16 protein-coding genes and 1 other annotated feature are annotated in these 19,038 nt (G+C 39.6%); of the genes, 14 read left to right on the top strand and 2 right to left on the bottom strand.

Annotated features, from left to right (window positions below; translation table 11 throughout):
• Positions 1–135 precede the first annotated feature (135 nt).
• Positions 136–621, bottom strand: coding sequence for a LiaI-LiaF-like domain-containing protein (locus JN080_RS03390; protein WP_256234498.1), 486 nt, complete (start codon positions 619–621; stop codon positions 136–138).
• A 219-nt stretch (positions 622–840) separates the two neighbouring features.
• Here JN080_RS03390 and hemA point away from each other — a divergent pair, with 219 nt between their 5' ends.
• The 9 genes from hemA to ysxE all read left to right on the top strand — a co-directional run bounded on the left by hemA (position 841) and on the right by ysxE (position 10,868).
• The gene (gene hemA, locus JN080_RS03385) at positions 841–2,184 is read left to right on the top strand and encodes a glutamyl-tRNA reductase (protein WP_256234701.1); all 1,344 of its coding nucleotides are present in this window, start codon (positions 841–843) and stop codon (positions 2,182–2,184) included.
• Between the two features lie 11 nt (positions 2,185–2,195).
• On the top strand, positions 2,196–3,029 hold the full coding sequence (locus JN080_RS03380; protein ID WP_256234497.1) for a cytochrome C assembly family protein: 834 nt from the start codon (positions 2,196–2,198) through the stop codon (positions 3,027–3,029).
• 151 nt (positions 3,030–3,180) lie between these two features.
• Positions 3,181–4,116: a hydroxymethylbilane synthase gene (gene hemC / locus JN080_RS03375; RefSeq protein WP_256234496.1), complete on the top strand. Its 936-nt coding sequence runs from the start codon at positions 3,181–3,183 to the stop codon at positions 4,114–4,116.
• Positions 4,113–4,889: a uroporphyrinogen-III synthase gene (locus JN080_RS03370; RefSeq protein ID WP_256234495.1), complete on the top strand. Its 777-nt coding sequence runs from the start codon at positions 4,113–4,115 to the stop codon at positions 4,887–4,889. The genes hemC and JN080_RS03370 overlap by 4 nt, the downstream gene beginning before the upstream one ends.
• Before the next feature lie 14 nt (positions 4,890–4,903).
• Complete coding sequence (hemB, locus tag JN080_RS03365) at positions 4,904–5,884, top strand: porphobilinogen synthase (protein WP_256234494.1); 981 nt, start codon at positions 4,904–4,906, stop codon at positions 5,882–5,884.
• Between the two features lie 81 nt (positions 5,885–5,965).
• Positions 5,966–7,252 (top strand): glutamate-1-semialdehyde 2,1-aminomutase, encoded by a 1,287-nt coding sequence (hemL, locus tag JN080_RS03360; RefSeq protein ID WP_256234493.1) that lies wholly within the window; start codon positions 5,966–5,968, stop codon positions 7,250–7,252.
• A 130-nt stretch (positions 7,253–7,382) separates the two neighbouring features.
• Complete coding sequence (locus JN080_RS03355) at positions 7,383–8,507, top strand: serine hydrolase domain-containing protein (protein ID WP_256234492.1); 1,125 nt, start codon at positions 7,383–7,385, stop codon at positions 8,505–8,507.
• Between the two features lie 148 nt (positions 8,508–8,655).
• Positions 8,656–9,747, top strand: a complete 1,092-nt coding sequence (gene spoVID, locus JN080_RS03350) for a stage VI sporulation protein D (protein ID WP_256234491.1) — start codon at positions 8,656–8,658, stop codon at positions 9,745–9,747.
• A gap of 65 nt (positions 9,748–9,812) precedes the next feature.
• Positions 9,813–10,868: a spore coat protein YsxE gene (ysxE, locus tag JN080_RS03345; protein ID WP_256234490.1), complete on the top strand. Its 1,056-nt coding sequence runs from the start codon at positions 9,813–9,815 to the stop codon at positions 10,866–10,868.
• A 15-nt stretch (positions 10,869–10,883) separates the two neighbouring features.
• Here the strand turns inward: ysxE and JN080_RS03340 are convergent, their stop codons facing one another.
• On the bottom strand, positions 10,884–11,075 hold the full coding sequence (locus JN080_RS03340) for a hypothetical protein (RefSeq protein WP_256234489.1): 192 nt from the start codon (positions 11,073–11,075) through the stop codon (positions 10,884–10,886).
• Positions 11,076–11,305: 230 nt separating this feature from the next.
• Positions 11,306–11,537, top strand: a binding site (T-box leader).
• Between the two features lie 127 nt (positions 11,538–11,664).
• Here JN080_RS03340 and JN080_RS03335 point away from each other — a divergent pair.
• The 5 genes from JN080_RS03335 (at position 11,665) to JN080_RS03315 (ending at position 18,970) form a co-directional block, all read left to right on the top strand.
• Positions 11,665–14,307, top strand: coding sequence for a valine--tRNA ligase (locus tag JN080_RS03335; protein ID WP_256234488.1), 2,643 nt, complete (start codon positions 11,665–11,667; stop codon positions 14,305–14,307).
• Between the two features lie 672 nt (positions 14,308–14,979).
• Complete coding sequence (locus JN080_RS03330) at positions 14,980–16,281, top strand: bifunctional folylpolyglutamate synthase/dihydrofolate synthase (RefSeq protein ID WP_256234487.1); 1,302 nt, start codon at positions 14,980–14,982, stop codon at positions 16,279–16,281.
• 439 nt (positions 16,282–16,720) lie between these two features.
• Positions 16,721–17,185, top strand: a complete 465-nt coding sequence (locus tag JN080_RS03325; protein ID WP_256234486.1) for a type IV pilus modification PilV family protein — start codon at positions 16,721–16,723, stop codon at positions 17,183–17,185.
• A 15-nt stretch (positions 17,186–17,200) separates the two neighbouring features.
• Entirely contained in the window at positions 17,201–17,614 is a 414-nt protein-coding gene (locus JN080_RS03320) for a competence type IV pilus minor pilin ComGF (protein WP_256234485.1), read from the top strand.
• Between the two features lie 9 nt (positions 17,615–17,623).
• Positions 17,624–18,970, top strand: a complete 1,347-nt coding sequence (locus JN080_RS03315; RefSeq protein ID WP_256234484.1) for a PilX N-terminal domain-containing pilus assembly protein — start codon at positions 17,624–17,626, stop codon at positions 18,968–18,970.
• Positions 18,971–19,038: the final 68 nt, after the last annotated feature.

Below are 19,038 nucleotides of genomic sequence, written 5' to 3'. Positions count from 1 at the left end.
GCTGGCCGACTAAAAGCGCTGGCGGCAACGTCGGCACTAGCACTTCCTGTGCGTCGAAGCTGGACAATTCTCAAAGTCAAAAATTTATACATTCTTATCTTTTAAAGAAAAAGCGCTTAGTACTGAGGCTAAGCGCTATTTCTTTCTTTTATAGAGAAGAAAAAATCCGATTCCAATTAGGACAAGAGGCCAAAACTTCCACACCATTGAAACTCCGTTTTGAAGCAGACCGAAATAAGTTGAGATTTTATCATAAAACAACAAAATAATGGATAAAATTAGAAAAAGAACTGCTTGAAATAAACCTGAATGTGTCTTTTGATAACGGAGAAGGCAGCCAAGGGCAACAATTAGTACAAATGAGCCAACCTGGTTACTCCAAAAAGCATATTGGTTAAGGACGTGAAAATATAGTCCAAATCCAACTAGTATTACCCCAGGGAGAATGGCCTCATAATCTTTTCCAATATAACCTTGACCTAAAAAAGCAATTCCAATGATCAACATTAATGTAGGCCAAGTAAACAATTGTGGCATCATAGTTATGCTTGTTTGCTGTAAAAAAAAGTAAGCTCCAACCCCGATTAAAATAATCCCCGGGAATATTCGTTGATTTTTCATGAATCCACCACTTCCAAAAAGGTTCACTTGAAATATTGTTAATTTTTTGTTACTGTACTATAGAAAGTACTGTCGTAATTAAGCAATTTTAGTCGTAATTATCGTAACATAACCTTTCGTTTTCTGTTCACATTATTTTGACTAAAGTTAAAATAATGCGTGGTATAATTATAATAGATATAATGTAATCCTTATTGTTGTGGGGGTGTCTTGCAAGTAATGCATATTTTAGTGATTGGTGTTAACTATAAAACTGCCCCTGTTGAAATTCGTGAGCGGTTAACATTTAATGAAACGGATCTTGGGGAAGCAATAAAAAAATTACAAACAAAAAAGAGTATTCTCGAAAATATTATCTTGTCGACATGTAATCGGACCGAAATTTATGCAGTTGTTGATCAACTACATACTGGCCGCTATTATATTAAGGAATTCTTGTCTGAATGGTTTGGTCTTGAGCAAGAGGAGTTTTCTCCGTTTTTAAATTATTATGAGGAAGACGCAGCGATAGAACATTTATTAAAGGTTCCCTGTGGTTTAACCTCAATGATATTAGGTGAAACACAAATCCTCGGACAGGTGCGGACGGCATTTTTACAGGCACAAGAATGTGAGACTACCGGTACAGTATTTAACCGTCTTTTTAAACAGGCATTAACAGTTGCAAAACGCGGCCATTCTGAAACAGAAATTGGTACAAACGCTGTCTCTGTTAGTTACGCTGCTGTGGAACTAGCGAAGAAGATCTTCGGTTCGCTTGACCATAAGCACGTCCTTATTTTAGGTGCAGGAAAAATGGGTGAATTAGCTGCCCAAAACCTGCATGGAAGCGGTGTAAGAAAAGTAACAGTCATTAACAGAACGTTTGAAAAGGCGATTGATCTTGCAGGTCGTTTTGCCGGACAAGCAAAAACGATGGAAGAACTCGAGGGCTCTCTTGTGGATGCTGATATTTTAATAAGCTCTACCGGTTCTAAGAACTTTGTCATTACAAAAGAAACAGTTGCAAAAGTAGTAAAGCAGCGAAAGGGCAAGCCGCTATTTATGGTAGATATTGCTGTACCAAGAGATTTGGATCCGCAAATTGCCGAATTAGAAAATGTCTTTCTATATGATATTGATGATTTGGAAGGCATTGTTGAAGCAAACCTGCAGGAGCGCAAAAAAGCTGCTGAAAAAATATCAATTATGATTGAAAAAGAAATTGTTGAATTCAAGCAGTGGCTTGGAATGCTTGGGGTAGTCCCAGTCATTTCTGCATTACGAGAAAAAGCGCTGTCTATTCAAGCAGAAACGATGGAAAGCATTGAACGAAAAATCCCGCATTTATCCGAGCATGATAAAAAAGTCTTAAGTAAACATACAAAAAGTATTATTAATCAGCTGTTAAAAGACCCGATTCTCCAAGCTAAAGAAATGGCTGCCAAACCTGATGCTAGTAAATCTTTGGACTTATTTATGAAGATTTTTAATATTGAAGATCTTGTTGATCAGCAACAACCAAAGGCAGCCGAAACCAAAAAAACTTTGGTTCAAAATCCTCAGGCTTCCTTTCAGTCATAAGAGGTAATACGATGGTTGACATCTATATGTCACGACTGCATGAGCTAACAGTCGTACTTTATGCCTTCAGCGTATTGTTGTATTTTTTTGACTTCATTCATCATAACCGGAAGGCAAATCGAATTGCCTTCTGGTTACTTGCATTTGTATGGGTTTTACAAACGGCATTTTTATGCTTATATATGGTGAACACTGGAAGATTTCCTGTTCTAACTATTTTTGAGGGTCTTTATTTCTATGCTTGGGTACTTGTTACACTCTCACTTGGAATCAATCGTTTACTAAGAATGGATTTTATTGTATTTTTTACAAATATACTTGGATTTATTGTTATGGCGATCCATACCTTCGCCCCTGTACAATACCAATCCCACATTGTTGCCCAAAAGCTAGTATCTGAACTGTTGCTGATCCATATTACAATGGCAATTCTATCATATGGAGCCTTTTCTCTTTCCTTTGTGTTTTCCTTGCTTTATTTAATTCAATACGACTTACTGAAGCGGAAAAAATGGGGAACGCGACTAGTAAGGTTAGCAGATTTAAACAAACTTGAACATTTATCCTATGTATTAGCCGTTATCGGTGTTCCAATGCTGATGTTAGGACTGATATTAGGAGTTCAATGGGTTTTGATCAAAGTTCCTTGGGTACATTGGTATGACAGCAAAGTGCTTGGATCCTTTATTGTTTTAACTGGATACAGCATTTACTTGTATTTAAAGATAGGGAAGGGCATGTCGGGGAAAAGTTTGGCATTGTGGAATGTCGGATCTTTCTTGATTGTTTTAATCAACTTTTTTTTATTTGGTCAATTATCATCTTTCCATTTATGGTACTCATAAGGCGAAACTTCCATCAGTGGGATGCTTTCCCACACTGATGGTTAGTAGAGCCAATCGGGCATTTACGGGCAGTTAGCCGTACTTAGAAATTTTATTTTTAATTAACTTTTTATACTGCCCGTTAATGCGGGATAAGAAGCAGGAGGCAGCTATGCGAAAAATCATTGTCGGGTCTAGAAAGAGCAAATTAGCGTTAACACAAACAAATTGGGTAATCGAGCAGCTTAAAAAACTCGGCGGTCCATTTGAATTTGAGGTAAAGGAAATTGTCACAAAGGGAGATAAGATTGTCGACGTTACTCTCTCAAAGGTCGGTGGAAAAGGCTTATTTGTGAAGGAAATTGAACAAGCCATGCTAGATAAAGAAATTGATATGGCTGTACATAGCATGAAAGATATGCCAGCGGTACTTCCGGAAGGCCTTACGATCGGATGTGTCCCATTCCGTGAGGATCACCGGGATGCGCTCATTTCAAAAGATAATGTTTCATTTAAAGAGTTAAAACCAGGATCCATTATTGGTACCAGCAGCCTGCGCCGCGGTTCTCAATTATTAAATGCTCGGCCAGATTTAGAAATTAAATGGATCCGTGGAAATGTAGACACAAGATTAAGCAAGCTGGAAGGCGACGAATACGATGCGATTATTCTTGCAGCAGCTGGTTTATCTCGGCTTGGCTGGGCATCAGATGTTGTCACTGAATTTTTAGATACTGATCTTTGTATCCCTGCCGTCGGACAAGGGGCATTATCAATCGAGTGCCGACAGGACGATCAGGAGCTGCTTGACCTTTTTGAAAAATTCACAGACAAGAAAACGGAAAGAGCAGTGCGGGCAGAGCGGGCTTTCCTGCAAAAAATGGAGGGCGGCTGTCAGGTTCCGATTGGTGGCTTTGCCCATATTAACGAAGCAGATGAAGTGGTTCTAAACGTTTTAGTAGCGTCTCCTGATGGAAAAGAAGTTTATAAAGAAGAATTGACAGGGCAAAATCCTGAAAAACTTGGAAACCAAGCTGCTGACTTGCTCATTGAAAAAGGGGCAAAAGACTTGATTGACAGGGTTAAACGAGAGCTTGATGGTGAATGATAAAATCATTGCCCATGCAGAATAAAAAAATTCTTGTTCCAAGAGACAAAAAGGAAGCAAAATCTTTTTCACGCTTGCTTGAAGGCTTTGGAGGGATTCCGATCGAAATCCCTCTTATTGCTTTTCGACCGGTGCAAGTCGGCCAAAAGCTTCGCATATTGCTAGAAACACTGCATACATATGATTGGATTATTTTCACAAGTAAGGTAACCGTTGAAACATTCATAACCTTAATTGGAACTAAAAACCTGGATACCTTTCCCAAAATTGCTGTTATTGGTAAAAAGACAGCGGAATCGCTTCGTACAAACGGATTAACGGCAGAATTTTTGCCAAGTAAGTTTGTCGCAGAAACCTTTGTTGAGGAATTTTTACCAAACATTCACAGTGGAATAAAGGTGCTTGTTCCTAAAGGAAATCTTGCAAGGGATTACATAGCAGAATCATTACGAAATGGTGGAGCCACTGTTGATGAAGCAATCGTGTATGAAACCTATATGCCCGAGGAAAGCCGAACCAAGCTGGCAACAATGATTGCCGAAAAACAGCTGGATATACTTATGTTTACAAGTTCGTCAACAGTTGACCACTTTATGGATGTTATTAGGGAATACAGGCTTGAAAATCAGCTTGAAGGCTGTTTGATCGGATGTATTGGACCGGTAACAGAGAAAAAACTGAAATCGTACGGTTTTTCTGTTCATGCTTCACCTAAAGTGTATACTGTCGAAGAAATGATCAAAAGTATGAATGCCTATCTTGAAGATCAATAATGGAGGTATAGTATATGGAACTTCAATTTTCACGTCATCGCCGTTTGCGTACTAGTGCAAACATGCGTGCATTAGTAAGAGAAAATCATTTAAAGGCAGAGGACTTTATTTACCCGCTCTTTATTGTTGAAGGTGAAAATATTTGTAAAGAGGTATCTTCCATGCCTGGAGTTTTCCAACACTCTCTAGACAGAATAGAGCCTGAATTGGAAGAAATCAATTCACTTGGGATCAAGTCGGTTATTTTATTTGGTGTTCCTGCATCAAAAGATGAATGCGGAACAGGGGCCTTCCACGATCACGGGATTATCCAAGAGGGAACTCGATTTATTAAAGAAAGATATCCAGAAATGATCGTAGTTGCTGACACATGCTTATGTGAATATACAAGTCATGGTCATTGCGGAGTTGTATCAGGAGAGAAAATTTTAAATGACGAATCCCTCGATCTCCTCGTGAAAGCTGCCGTAAGCCAAGCTAAGGCAGGTGCCGATATTATTGCTCCATCCAACATGATGGACGGATTTGTTGCTGCCATCCGCGCTGGTTTGGATGAAGCTGGTTTTATTGATATTCCGATTATGTCCTATGCTGTTAAATATTCATCTGCTTTTTATGGACCATTCCGTGAAGCTGCAGAAGGAGCTCCACAGTTTGGCGACCGTAAAACCTATCAAATGGATCCAGCCAATCGCTTGGAAGCCTTTAGAGAGGCAGAATCAGACGTTGCTGAGGGCGCAGACTTTTTAATTATAAAACCTGGTATGCCATACCTTGATATCGTTCGTGATATAAAAAATAATTTTACCCTTCCGATTGTTACTTACAATGTAAGCGGTGAATATGCAATGGTGAAAGCAGCGGCATTGAACGGCTGGATTGATGAGAAACCTGTGGTTCTCGAAATGCTGCTCGGAATGAAACGTGCAGGTGCAGACCTCATTATCACTTATCATGCGAAAGACGCTTGTCGCTGGCTGCAAGAAGAAAAGTAAGCTAAGTTAGTTGGAAACACGGTCACCAAAAGGAGACAAATGGTACCTATTGATCCTATACATCCGAAAAGAGGGAAACTGATGCGTTCATACACTAAATCAATTGAAGCATTTAAAGAAGCTCAAACTCTCATGCCAGGCGGTGTTAACAGTCCTGTTCGTGCTTTTAAATCAGTTAATATGGATCCGATCTTTATGGAAAGAGGAAAAGGTTCAAAAATTTATGATATTGATGGCAATGAATATATTGATTATGTTTTGTCATGGGGTCCACTAATTCTTGGTCATGCCAATGATCGCGTGGTAGAGGCACTGAAAAAGGTAGCTGAAAATGGTACAAGCTTTGGTGCACCAACCATAATGGAAAACAAACTGGCTAAGCTCGTGAAGGAGCGAGTTCCGTCTATTGAAATTATCAGGATGGTATCTTCCGGTACAGAGGCAACAATGAGTGTCTTACGTCTTGCCAGAGGTTACACTGGACGTGATAAAATTTTGAAATTTGAAGGATGCTACCACGGCCATGGGGATTCATTGCTTATTAAAGCAGGCTCAGGCGTAGCTACACTCGGTTTACCTGACAGTCCGGGTGTTCCTGAGGGGATTGCCCAAAACACTCTTACAGTGCCTTACAATGACTTAGAAAGTGTTAAAGCAATGTTTGAAAAATATGGTGAAGATATTGCCTGTATCATTGTTGAGCCAGTAGCAGGAAATATGGGTGTAGTCCCGCCGCTGCCAGGATTTTTAGAGGGCTTGCGTGAAATTACGACTCAATACGGTGCATTGCTTGTTTTTGACGAAGTCATGACCGGTTTCCGGGTTGGCTATAATTGTGCCCAGGGCTATTTCAATATCACGCCGGATCTTACCTGTCTTGGCAAGGTGATTGGCGGTGGTCTTCCAGTAGGAGCCTTCGGCGGTAAAGCTGAAATTATGGAGAAAATTGCTCCTAGCGGTCCGATTTATCAAGCGGGTACACTTTCAGGGAACCCGTTGGCAATGACAGCAGGGTTTGAGACGTTAAGTCAATTAACACCCGAAGATTATCAAGGGTTTATCCATAAAGCGGATATGCTGGAAAAAGGAATCAATGAAGCGGCTGAAAAGTATGATATTCCACATACCTTTAACCGCGCCGGATCAATGATTGGTCTCTTCTTTACAAATGAAAATGTTATTAACTACGAGAAAGCAAAAACATCGAATCTTGAATTCTTTGCAAACTATTATCGGGAAATGGCGAATAACGGTGTGTTCCTGCCTCCATCACAATTCGAGGGCATCTTCCTTTCTACTGTTCATTCGGATGAAGACATTGAAAAGACCATCCAAGCTGCAGAGCAGGCTTTTTCAAAATTAAAATAAGATTTAAACGCGCGCACTCACCTATTGGTGAGTGTGTTTTTTACAAAAAATAAACCTTTCTCCTTATTTCGATATGCTATAATTAATTAATTGTGGAAATATTCAAAAAAGAAAGACGTGTTATGACAAAGTGACTCTACAGAATATAAATATTCTTCTTTACAGCACAGTATTAGTATTGTTACTTTGCGCATGCGGAAATCAAGACATTAAGATGAGTGTGGCCAAAGAAAATAATACAAAACAGATTGAAACAGTGAAAATACAAAATTCTCTGCAAGCGAAGGAAGAGAAAATCCGCCAAAGCATCAGGGACTACTTACAACAAAGTAACTTAAGTGGAGTGGTCGCAGTAGTAAAGGGAAGTCATCCTATCTTTAATGAGGGTGTCGGTTACGCTGATTTGGATAAAAAGATTATGAATCAACCATCAACTACCTTTCCAATCGGTTCGGTCACGAAAACATTCGTTTCAACAAGTATCATGATGCTTCAAGAACAAGGTAAATTGAACATTCAAGATCCGGTTTCGAAGTATATTCCTGATTTTCCTAATGGAGCCAATCTAAGGCTTTATCATTTTTTAACGCATACATCTGGAATTCAGGCATTACATTGGCAAAAAGGAGATACTACTCCGCAAAAGCTTATTCAGGAAATTGAGAAAAGACCATTGAAGTTTCAACCAGGGACCAAATGGGATTACCTTGACGCAAACTATATCGTTTTGGGTTTTATTGTAGAAAAAGTTACAGGAATGAATCTCCATGATTTTATTCAAACCAATATTTTGGACAAGGTCCCGATGAAAGAAACAGGTTTTATTACCAAGGAACATCCTGTACCTTATACATCAGTCAGCTATACGCTTAAGGATAACAAGATTGAACCGACAAAATACTTGAGTGTTTATCCGCTTTTTGCCTGCGGTGACATTTATACGACAGCCTATGATTTAAGCCAATATGACCAGGCTTTAATGAATGGAAGGCTTATTTCAAAGGATAGTCTTAAGCAAGTCCTGACCCCTTCACCCCATTCCTCTTACGGTCTTGGCCTTTATAGCAATAAATCGATGGTGTACAGCATTGGCGTTTTAGGTGGCTGGTATTCCATGCATGCCTATTACCCGGATAAAACCTCGATCGTAATCCTGTTAAATGCCAGAAGCAAAACGACGGAAATCGATCTATACACCGAAGAAATTTATAAAATTTTAAAAGGATATGACAGCCAGCAAATTGCTCAAAGATAACTAAAAGAAATACTACTGCGCACTCACTTATTGGTGAGTGTGTTTTTTTCGGTCGAAATGCTTTTTTATCATATTTAGACTGTCAATTTCATAGAGTGTAAGTGACATAGTGATTTTAAAATGCATGGAAATGAAAGGAGGAGTCGCTTTGTCTCAGGATAATCAATCCTCGCTAAGATTTTCCCTGGAGGAATCTTTGTGGTTTAGAAAAGGACAGGAAGTCGCAGAGCTTGTTTCGATTTCACTTGATCCCGACATAACCATCCAGGAAAATGATCAGTACGTCACCATCCGTGGATCCTTAGAATTAACCGGAGAATATAGAAATTCCGCTGAAAGTAATTCGAGCGAAGATGAAAATCAATCAGCCCAAAAGTATGTGCAAACGGTTGAGGAACGGGATGAAGGCATCTGTGATTTTTCCCACCGCTTCCCAGTCGATATTACGATTCCAAATAATCGAATTCAAAGTATTTATGATATTGATGTCATGGTTGAATCGTTCGATTATACTCTTCCAGAGCGAAGCTGCTTAAAGCTGTCTGCAGAGCTTACGATTAGTGGATTATATGGAACGCAGCAAAATGAGTCGAAGGAAGAGACGCAAAATTTTGAGGTACTTAATCGTGTTGGTGAACAACAACCGGTTGAAGACGATGAACATTCCTATGACACTGAAAATAGTTCGAAAGACGATCAGCATTTGTTTGTTGCGGAGGCAAGGAAACAGGCGGAAGAGGAAAGCATTGCCGAGTTCAGCGCCTATCCTAATTTTCCCTATCAGTCATCGCATGAGGAGTTTACCGAACCGGTAGCAAACCATTATACAGATCGAAACGAAGAAGCTCGGGAAGTTGAAATTACTTCTGAGGATCACAAACATAAAATGGTTGAAATTGTAAAAACAGAAGTGATTATGGCTGAAGAAAGTTCATCATCAAGTTCTAGTTCAACTTCAGAAGCTTTGCCTAAAAAAACCTTTAAAAGCAAAGTTATAGAAAAATTAACGAAAAAGAAAAGTATGTCGCTAACTGAGTTTTTTGCCAGAAAAGAAGAAGTTGGTGATGATCAAGCAAAGCTAAAGGTTTGCATTGTCCAAAAAGGTGATACATTAGACCGGCTTGCCGAGCGCTACGATGTCACAATGCAAAATCTTCTTCGCGTCAATCAACTTGAGTTGAATCAAGATGTGCACGAAGGGCAGGTCTTATATATTCCAATCGCCATGGCAAAAAAATAGTTTAAGTAGAAGTCTGGTGAGCGGGCTTCATGCCTGCTCACCGTTCTTTTTGGAGATGAGTTTTCATGATTGACTCTAATCGGTTGGCTGCACTTAGCCCGATTCTTGATCATTATCAAATTGAACCCTATTTTGTTGAGGATTTTGGGAAGGTTCGAAAGATTTACTCACGGAAGGGAACATTTGCCCTAAAAAAAATAGTGCCGCACTCAGGGACCGATTTTATTCGGCATGTTCATACTCTTTATCAAAAGGGCTACAATCGGATTGTCCCTATTTATCCAACGGCTGACGGCAGATATGCCATTCTTCATGAAAGGGACTTATATTATTTAATGCCGTGGCTTCCAAATGAGTTGAATGAAACACGAAATGAAAGGCACAGGCAGCTTTTTCGCGAATTAGCCAGGCTTCATACCTTAAGTGCAAAGGAAATCAATGTTAAAAAGGAAGAAAGAACAGAGCACTATGAGAAAACAATTCGCCAGTTGGAAAAAAACCAGGAATTTTTAGATGGATTTGTAGAAGAATGCGAAAAAAAAATGTATATGTCACCTTTTGAACTATTATTTTGTCTCTACTTTAACGAAATTGGTCAAGCGCTTCGGTTTTCAAAAGATAAATTTGAAGAATGGTTTGAAAGTACAAAGGAACAGGAGAAAGCTAGAACCGTGGTCAATCATGGGAAAGTATCGAGTGAGCACTTTTTATATGATGAGCGGGGCTATGGTTATTTTACCAATTTTGAACAGGCAGGGTATGGTTCACCGATCCAAGATATTTTACCGTTTTTATCACGTACCTTAAATACCCGCCCAAAACGAGATGACGAATGTATTGACTGGATTCATCACTATAATCGATACTTTCCCTTTAAGCCTGATGAGAAATTGCTGTTTCTAAGCTATCTTGCCTATCCAGTCCAGATAATTCAAATCGTCGAAAATTATTACCACAAAGAACCAAATAAGCGAAATGAATTGAAATTTGTAAAACAGCTGCAGCGAAGATATTGGCATCTTAAGAATACTGAATATGTAGCAATGAAATTTGCAGAAAGCAGCCAACCATCAAGTCAACTATCAGAGCAACAAGCAAAAGAAGGAGCCCCCGAATCCTAACTTGGAGAGGGCTCCTTAAATAATTTCAAGGTAAATGGCGAGTGCCAATAAAATCAGAAAAGTAAATAATAATACATCAAAAACTGTGGGCAGAAAAATTGTCCGAATTCCTTGGAAAACACATATCGGAATAACAAACTGTCCGAATATACGTTTAAGATTTTGGAACCAGACAGGCATGGTGTACTTGTTAAATCTCCTTTTCACTAAAACCACCTCTTCTTAGCTCTTTTACCAGATTAGTTTATGTATATTCCTCCATTTGTGTGTACACACCATTTCCTCCTCCGTGAATAATTTATTAAAAAATTGGGTATCATTATTGACGAGATTCCCCTTTTTTCGATAGTATATTAAAAGAAAAGCATAAGCGCCTGTTTAGCGAAGTATACTCGTTGCTGGGGCACGTGCTAGACATTTCTCAAAGTACATATAAACATAAAGCACTGATAGGGAAGAGTACAATGCCCGCCTGCTTTAAGAGAGGGAAATCAACAGCTGGAAGATTTCCTAAGCAGAACATTGGAACGTCACCCTTGAGCTTCTTCCGCCAACGGATTTGATCCTAGTAGTGGAAGACGGATGAAATCCGTTATTCAATGAAGAGCCAATCGTACATTTGATTGGAAAAAAGGTGGTACCGCGATGCAAACTCCATTCGTCCTTTTATGACGCATGGAGTTTTTTTATTTGTGGAAAAGGGGCGGAGCGCCGCAAAAGCAGATCAGGATAAAATACATTTTGCTAGGTCTGCTCACACCGCCTTTATTTGAAATGAAATAGGAGGAGTTTTTTTATGGATACAAAGGATGTAACAATGCCGACAAAATATGACCCGAAAACGATCGAAAAGGGGCGCTATGATTGGTGGCTTGCAGGCAAGTTTTTTGAAGCGAAGGACGATGCTGATAAACAGCCTTATACAGTTGTCATTCCGCCCCCAAATGTTACCGGTAAATTGCACCTTGGTCATGCTTGGGATACGACATTACAAGACATCATTACAAGAATGAAGCGGATGCAGGGCTTTGATGTTCTCTGGCTTCCGGGAATGGATCATGCTGGGATTGCGACGCAGGCAAAAGTCGAAGCGAAGCTCCGCAGCGAAGGGAAAAGCCGTTATGATCTAGGCAGAGAAAAGTTCGTTGAGGAAACATGGAAATGGAAGGAAGAATATGCATCCCATATCCGCATGCAATGGGCTAAGCTTGGCTTAGGGCTTGATTACAGTCGTGAGCGTTTTACCCTTGATGAAGGATTATCGGCAGCAGTCCGTGAAGTATTTGTTACATTATATAAAAAAGGCCTTATCTATCGTGGTGAATATATCATCAACTGGGACCCGGCCACAAAAACAGCAATTTCCGATATTGAAGTTATCTATAAGGATGTTCAAGGGGCATTTTATCATATGAATTATCCGCTTGCCGACGGTTCTGGCAGCATTGAAGTCGCCACAACTCGGCCGGAAACAATGCTAGGTGATAGTGCGGTTGCCGTCCATCCTAAGGATGAGCGTTATCAGCACCTGATTGGCAAAACAGTGATCCTGCCAATTGTCGGCCGTGAAATCCCGATCGTTGCGGATGAATATGTTGATATGGACTTTGGGTCTGGGGCTGTAAAAATAACCCCTGCACACGACCCTAACGACTTTGAGGTGGGCAACCGTCACAATCTAGAACGGATTCTTGTGATGAACGAAGACGGAACGATGAATGAAAAGACTGGAAAATACCAGGGACTTGATCGGTTTGAATGCCGCAAGCAGATTGTGAAAGACCTTCAGGATATGGGTATTTTATTCAAAATCGAAGATCACATGCACTCTGTCGGCCATTCCGAACGGAGCGGGGCTGTTGTTGAGCCTTATTTATCAACGCAGTGGTTTGTAAAAATGCAGCCGCTCGCAGACCAGGCAATTGCACTCCAACAAAACGAAGGGAAAGTGAACTTTGTTCCAGATCGGTTTGAAAAAACGTATTTGCACTGGATGGAAAATATCCGCGATTGGTGTATTTCCCGCCAGCTTTGGTGGGGGCATCGCATCCCTGCTTGGTATCATAAGGAAACTGGTGAAGTTTATGTTGATCATGAGCCTCCAGCCGATATCGAAAATTGGGAGCAGGATACAGATGTATTAGATACGTGGTTCAGTTCAGCCCTTTGGCCATTTTCGACTCTAGGCTGGCCAGATAAGGAATCCGCAGAGTTTAAACGTTATTTTTCGACAGATGCTCTTGTTACCGGCTACGATATCATTTTCTTCTGGGTATCAAGAATGATTTTCCAAAGCCTTGAATTTACCGGTGAACGTCCGTTTAAAGACGTGTTAATCCATGGTCTAGTTCGTGATGCACAGGGCCGTAAGATGAGTAAGTCGCTTGGCAATGGCGTTGATCCAATGGATGTCATTGATCAATATGGCGCCGATGCCTTGAGATACTTCCTATCTACAGGCAGCTCACCAGGTCAGGATTTACGTTATACCACAGAGAAGGTTGAAGCGACCTGGAATTTTGCCAATAAGATTTGGAATGCTTCCCGGTTTGCCTTGATGAATATGGATGGCCTTCAGTACGAAGAAATCGATTTAAACGGTGAAAAGTCTGTTGCCGATAAATGGATTTTAACCAGACTAAATGAGACGATTGAACATGTAACAAGACTTTCTGAGAAATATGAATTTGGGGAAGTCGGCCGTGCCCTTTATAACTTTATCTGGGATGACTTCTGTGACTGGTATATTGAAATGGCGAAGCTGCCATTGTACGGGGAAGATGAAACTGCAAAGAAAACGACTCGTTCAATCCTCGCTTATGTGTTGGATCAAACGATGAGATTGCTTCATCCGTTTATGCCGTTTATTACGGAAGAGATCTGGCAAAACCTTCCACACCAAGGAGAATCAATTACCGTTGCCAGCTGGCCGGTTGTTGTTCCCGAGTTTACAGATGAGCAGGCAGCGTCAGAAATGAAGCTGTTGACGGAAATGATTCGATCTGTCCGCAACATTCGTGCTGAAGTGAATACGCCAATGAGCAAGAAAATCAAAATGCTTGTTAAGGTGAAGGATGACGCCATATTGAAAGTGGTTGAAAAGAATCGTGCCTATATTGAGCGTTTTTGTAATCCGGAAGAATTGGAAATGGGCACAAACTTGGAGACACCGGATAAAGCAATGACTGCCGTCATCACCGGTTTAGAGATTATTCTCCCGATTGCAGGCTTGATTAACATTGACGAAGAGATTGCCCGCCTTGAAAAGGAAAAAGGTAAATTAGATAAAGAAGTAGAACGCGTTCAAAAGAAACTGAGCAATGAGGGCTTCGTCAAAAAAGCACCAGAAAATGTCATTGCTGAAGAACGTGCCAAGGAACAGGATTATCTTGAAAAGAGAGCTGTTGTTGAAGCACGGATTAGTGAATTAAGGGGTTAATGTTGAGTAAAGGCGTTTCTCTTGTTCAGTTACATAGAAGCTCTTTATGTTACCTTACTCCGGAATTCTCCACTAGTTCGGTCACATAGAAGCCTTTTTCGGTCACATAGAAGCCCTTTATGTTACCCAATTCGGGAATTCCCCACAAGTTCGGTCACATAGAAGCTCTTTATGTTACCCAATTCGGGAATTCCCCACAAGTTCGGTCACATAGAAGCCCTTTATGTTACCCAATTCGGGAATTCCCCACAAGTTCGGTCACATAGAAGCCCTTTATGTTACCCAATTCGGGAATTCCCCACAAGTTCGGTCACATAGAAGCCCTTTATGTTACCCAATTAGGGAATTCCCCACTAGTTCGGTCACATAGAAGCTTTTTATGTTACCCAATTCGGGAATTCCCCACAAGTTCGGTCACATAGAAGCCCTTTATGTTACCTTACTCTGGAACTTCCCACAAGTTCGGTCATATAGACGCCTTTTATGTTACCCAATTCGGGAATTCCCCACAAGTTCGGTCACATAGAAGCCCTTTATGTTACCTTACTCTGGAATTCCCCACAAGTTCGGTCACAGAGAAACTTTTTATGTTACCCAATTCAGGAATTTTCCTGCTTTGAGGGATTCGTCTTTACCGTGTTTTTTTCATCAAACAATTGGAGATGGACTTACATGTTTGCTACATATGAAGAAGTACTGGATTGGATTCATGCCCGTTTAAAATTAGGGATTAAACCAGGTTTAAAACGAATGGAATGGATGATGGAGAAATTAGCAAATCCAGAAAGGGAGCTTAAAGCCGTTCATATCGGTGGGACAAATGGTAAAGGCTCAACCGTCACCTTTCTTCGTTCGATTTTACAGGCAGGCGGCTACACAGTCGGCACCTTTACTTCCCCATACATCGAACAGTTTAATGAACGGATTAGCGTGAATGGAAAACCGATAAGTGATGCGGAGCTTTTGCAATTAGCCAACGTCATTCGACCGCTTGCAGATGAATTAGACGGCACCGAGCTCGGCGGACCAACCGAATTTGAAGTAATCACGGCGATGGCTTTTTATTATTTTGCAAAAATGCACCCAGTAGACATCGTTATCTTTGAAGTTGGCCTCGGCGGCAGATTTGACTCGACGAACATCATCCAACCTATGTTGTCGATTATAACGAATATTGGTCTTGATCATGTCAATATTCTTGGGCACACTTATGAAGAAATTGCCTTTGAAAAAGCGGGAATTATCAAGCAGAGTACCCCTGTGTTTACAGCAGTTAAACGACCGGATGCATTAGGGGTAATTGAAAAACAGGCTAAAAAAATGGAAGCACCACTGTTTAAAATAAATAAGGACTTTACTGTTGAGAATCATACGTCGCTTCCGAAGGGGGAACGTTTCTCTTTAAAATTGTCTTCAGGCACTCTAGAAGAGATTGAGATTTCGATGATCGGCGAGCATCAGACTGAAAATGCTGCACTAGCAGTGATGGCAGCCTTATACTTAAACGAGCACCACTTGTACAAGCTTGACGAAGGGGAAATTAAAACTGGTTTAACAAGTGCCTATTGGCCAGGGCGATTTGAAGTCGTTTCTGAAAATCCGTTAGTAGTGCTGGATGGCGCTCATAATGATGAAGGAATCACAGCACTCGTCCATGAACTAAATCAGCGCTATCACGACCGAGAAATCCACATCATATTTTGCGCAATGAAGGATAAAAAGCTGGATAAAATGATCGGTAAATTGGATGAAGTGGCAGATAAAATTACCTTTGTCTCGTTTGAGTTTCCGCGCGCTGCATCAGCTGAAACTTTATTTAATATCAGTAAGGCGGCGAATAAGTTCGCGAATGAAGATTGGCAGTCTGTGATTCGCAAGGAAATAAATAATCTATCAGCAGACAGCATTCTTGTGATCACAGGCTCGCTTTACTTTATTTCGGAAGTGAAGTCCGTGCTGCTAACCATTTATTAGTAGTGCCTATTTGATTTTGAAAGTTTGGAAAGGAAGGGTTGATTCAGTTGAATCAGCCTTTTTGTATGTTATCTTGTGCCTAAAGTTTTTTTCTAAGAAATGTAAATAAATAGTTCTTTTAGAAGCTGTAACAAATTGTTAGAATATAAAACAGGTATGTTGTATTTTGTAGAATTATCTAGAAAATCGGTGCTTTCCCTGATCTCGTTTTTTGTAAAGAATAATGAGGTATTATCCCCTTTTAAGGGACTTTTTCGGTGTATTTTAAAATTTGAGTGATTTTTAGGTAATTGAGGTAAATTTCAAATTTTGGAATTTTTGTGGGTATATTCCGAATTATAAAGAGATAATGTGCCTGCTAAACTAAAAAAATATGAGAAGTTCTCATTTTGTAAAATAAAAATCCCATCGTTTAGTTGATTATTTTAGGAGTGAATAAATGCAAAGGATAAAAGGAAAGAAAGTGTCTTTTTACTTTCTCACGGAAAAAGGTCTGACATTAATCGAAATTTTAGCATCAATTACGATCTTTTTTATATTAATTCTTTCTTTCCTCACCATGTTTGTTCAATCATCCCGTATTAATAGCTTTTCAGAAGATATCATTGGTTCGACCTATTTAGCCGAATCAAATATAGAAACCATTGAAAATTTGATTAGCTCTTCAACATCAATCGATAGTTTAGCGGTTCCAATGGTAAATAACGGGTACAATCAAGTGGTTAACGGCTGTTCCATCGGTACCTGTTATGAAAAGAATAGCGATGGCCACTACATATCTGTTCAGTTTATATATGCTGACAGTGGAAATCAGTCCGTTGTTGCGAAAGTAAAAGTTTACAAGGATAGTACAAAAACAAAAGAGGAAGCCCAAATGGAGCTGGCATTACCTTGGAAAAAATAGAGCTGAGGTTAAATGATGAAAACTGAACAAGGTGTTACTTTAGTAGAAGTATTGGCGGCAGCCGCTCTTCTATCAATTATCCTGCTACTCGCTTCTTCAGTATATTTATTCGGTCAAAAGCAGGTTACTACTCAAACAACTGAAATTCAGAATCAAGAGAATGTCAGTCTAGCTTTAGATATCATTACGAAAGAAATTAGAAAAGCGTCCACTGTAAGTGTCACCAATAATATATTGACCATAAATAATACGGATGTATACCAGTTGGTTAACAACACGATTAATAAAAACAATCAGCCATTAATCACCAACATACAGCAATTTAACATTCAAATGACTAACAAACAAATTACAATAACCATTGAGGGTTTATCCGCAAATAATGCCCCGCATACCACTCTTTCAACTACAATTTTTATAAGAAATTAGGTGGGAATGATGAAGCAAAAGCTTCACCTAATAAAGATACTAGCTAATGAAAATGGCATTGCCCTAGTTGTCGTTTTATTAGTGCTAATTGTGTTATCAGTTATGGGATTAAGCATATTGTCACTTGCAACCAGCAACATGAAAATGAGCTCAGTTGAAAGAAATTACGAATCTACTTATTATATTGCCGAATCTGGAGCAACTTACCGAATGAATGATATCAGTAAACAGCTTGATACAGTCTACAGCCAAGCAACAAATCTAACTGATTTCTTTAATGGTGTTGATGCAGCCATGCAATTAGGTCAGGTTATTCCATATAATAATTTTGAACAGTCTTTTGGGCAGCAGCCAACAGCGCAGACAACGATAGAAAAGGTGCCTAGCGATATTCCTATTTCGTATAGTAATGATTATCGAATAACTTCCACAGGAAAAATCAACAATCGCTCAAGGACAGTGACGAAGGTATTCCATGTTACATGGAAGCCAAAAAGTGTTGTTACAATCCCGGCAAGTACCGTCATGTTTTTTTATGGCTCGATTACTTTGCATAATGTGTCCGTCACCGGATCCCTGGGGACAAATTTGTTAAGTGGTGATTCGAATGTCAAATTAACGGGTGTAAATACAAATAATACTAGTATAAATTATAATTTAAAAACACCAACGTATCTCCCGCCTTTCCCATTATTTTCGATTTCTTCGACCCCAGACATTTTATCTGCGGATACAACCTTAACAATGAATAGAAACATGTCTTTTAATAATCTGACGGTTAATGCCGGCACCACTCTGACAATCAATGTAGGGAATGTTAACCGAAGTATTGCTGTAAATAACCTTATCTGTAATGGAACGATCAAAATTGTTGGGACCGGAAAGCTGTCAATCTACGTAAAAAGTTTGAGTATGGGTTCTGGCAGTATTATTAATCCTGATGGGAATATTCAAAAGCTCTATGTCTTTTGTCAAGGATTGGGATCAGGATCAAGCTTAAACAATGGGATAATATATGGTTCGATGTATGCTACCAATATTTCAAGTTTTACAATAAATAATTCGAATGGGGTTCAGGGTCATCTTATTACAGATGCAACAAGTATAAATTTAAATGGAAGTGCAATTCCAGATCCAAAAATGATTTATGCACCATATGCAAATGTCAACCTGAATGCTACGATGCAGGGGTCGATCATTGCTAATTCCATTTCATCAAGTGGAAACAACAATACTTATCTATTTACATTTGTCCAGATTAATTATGATAATTCACCACTGTTTGTAGATAACGGAACTGGAAGCACAGCTATTCAAGATATGATTACATCAGAGCCTACTCGTGAGATTAACTAAAATAAATGAAATCTAATAATTATGAATTGAATAAGTAAAAATAGTTTAAAGAAAAAACCGATTCATAT

Source organism: Bacillus sp. EB600 (assembly GCF_024494385.1).
In the GTDB taxonomy this organism is placed as follows: Bacteria; Bacillota; Bacilli; order Bacillales; family Cytobacillaceae; genus JAEVLT01.
This window is presented reverse-complemented; position numbering and strand designations above follow the sequence as displayed.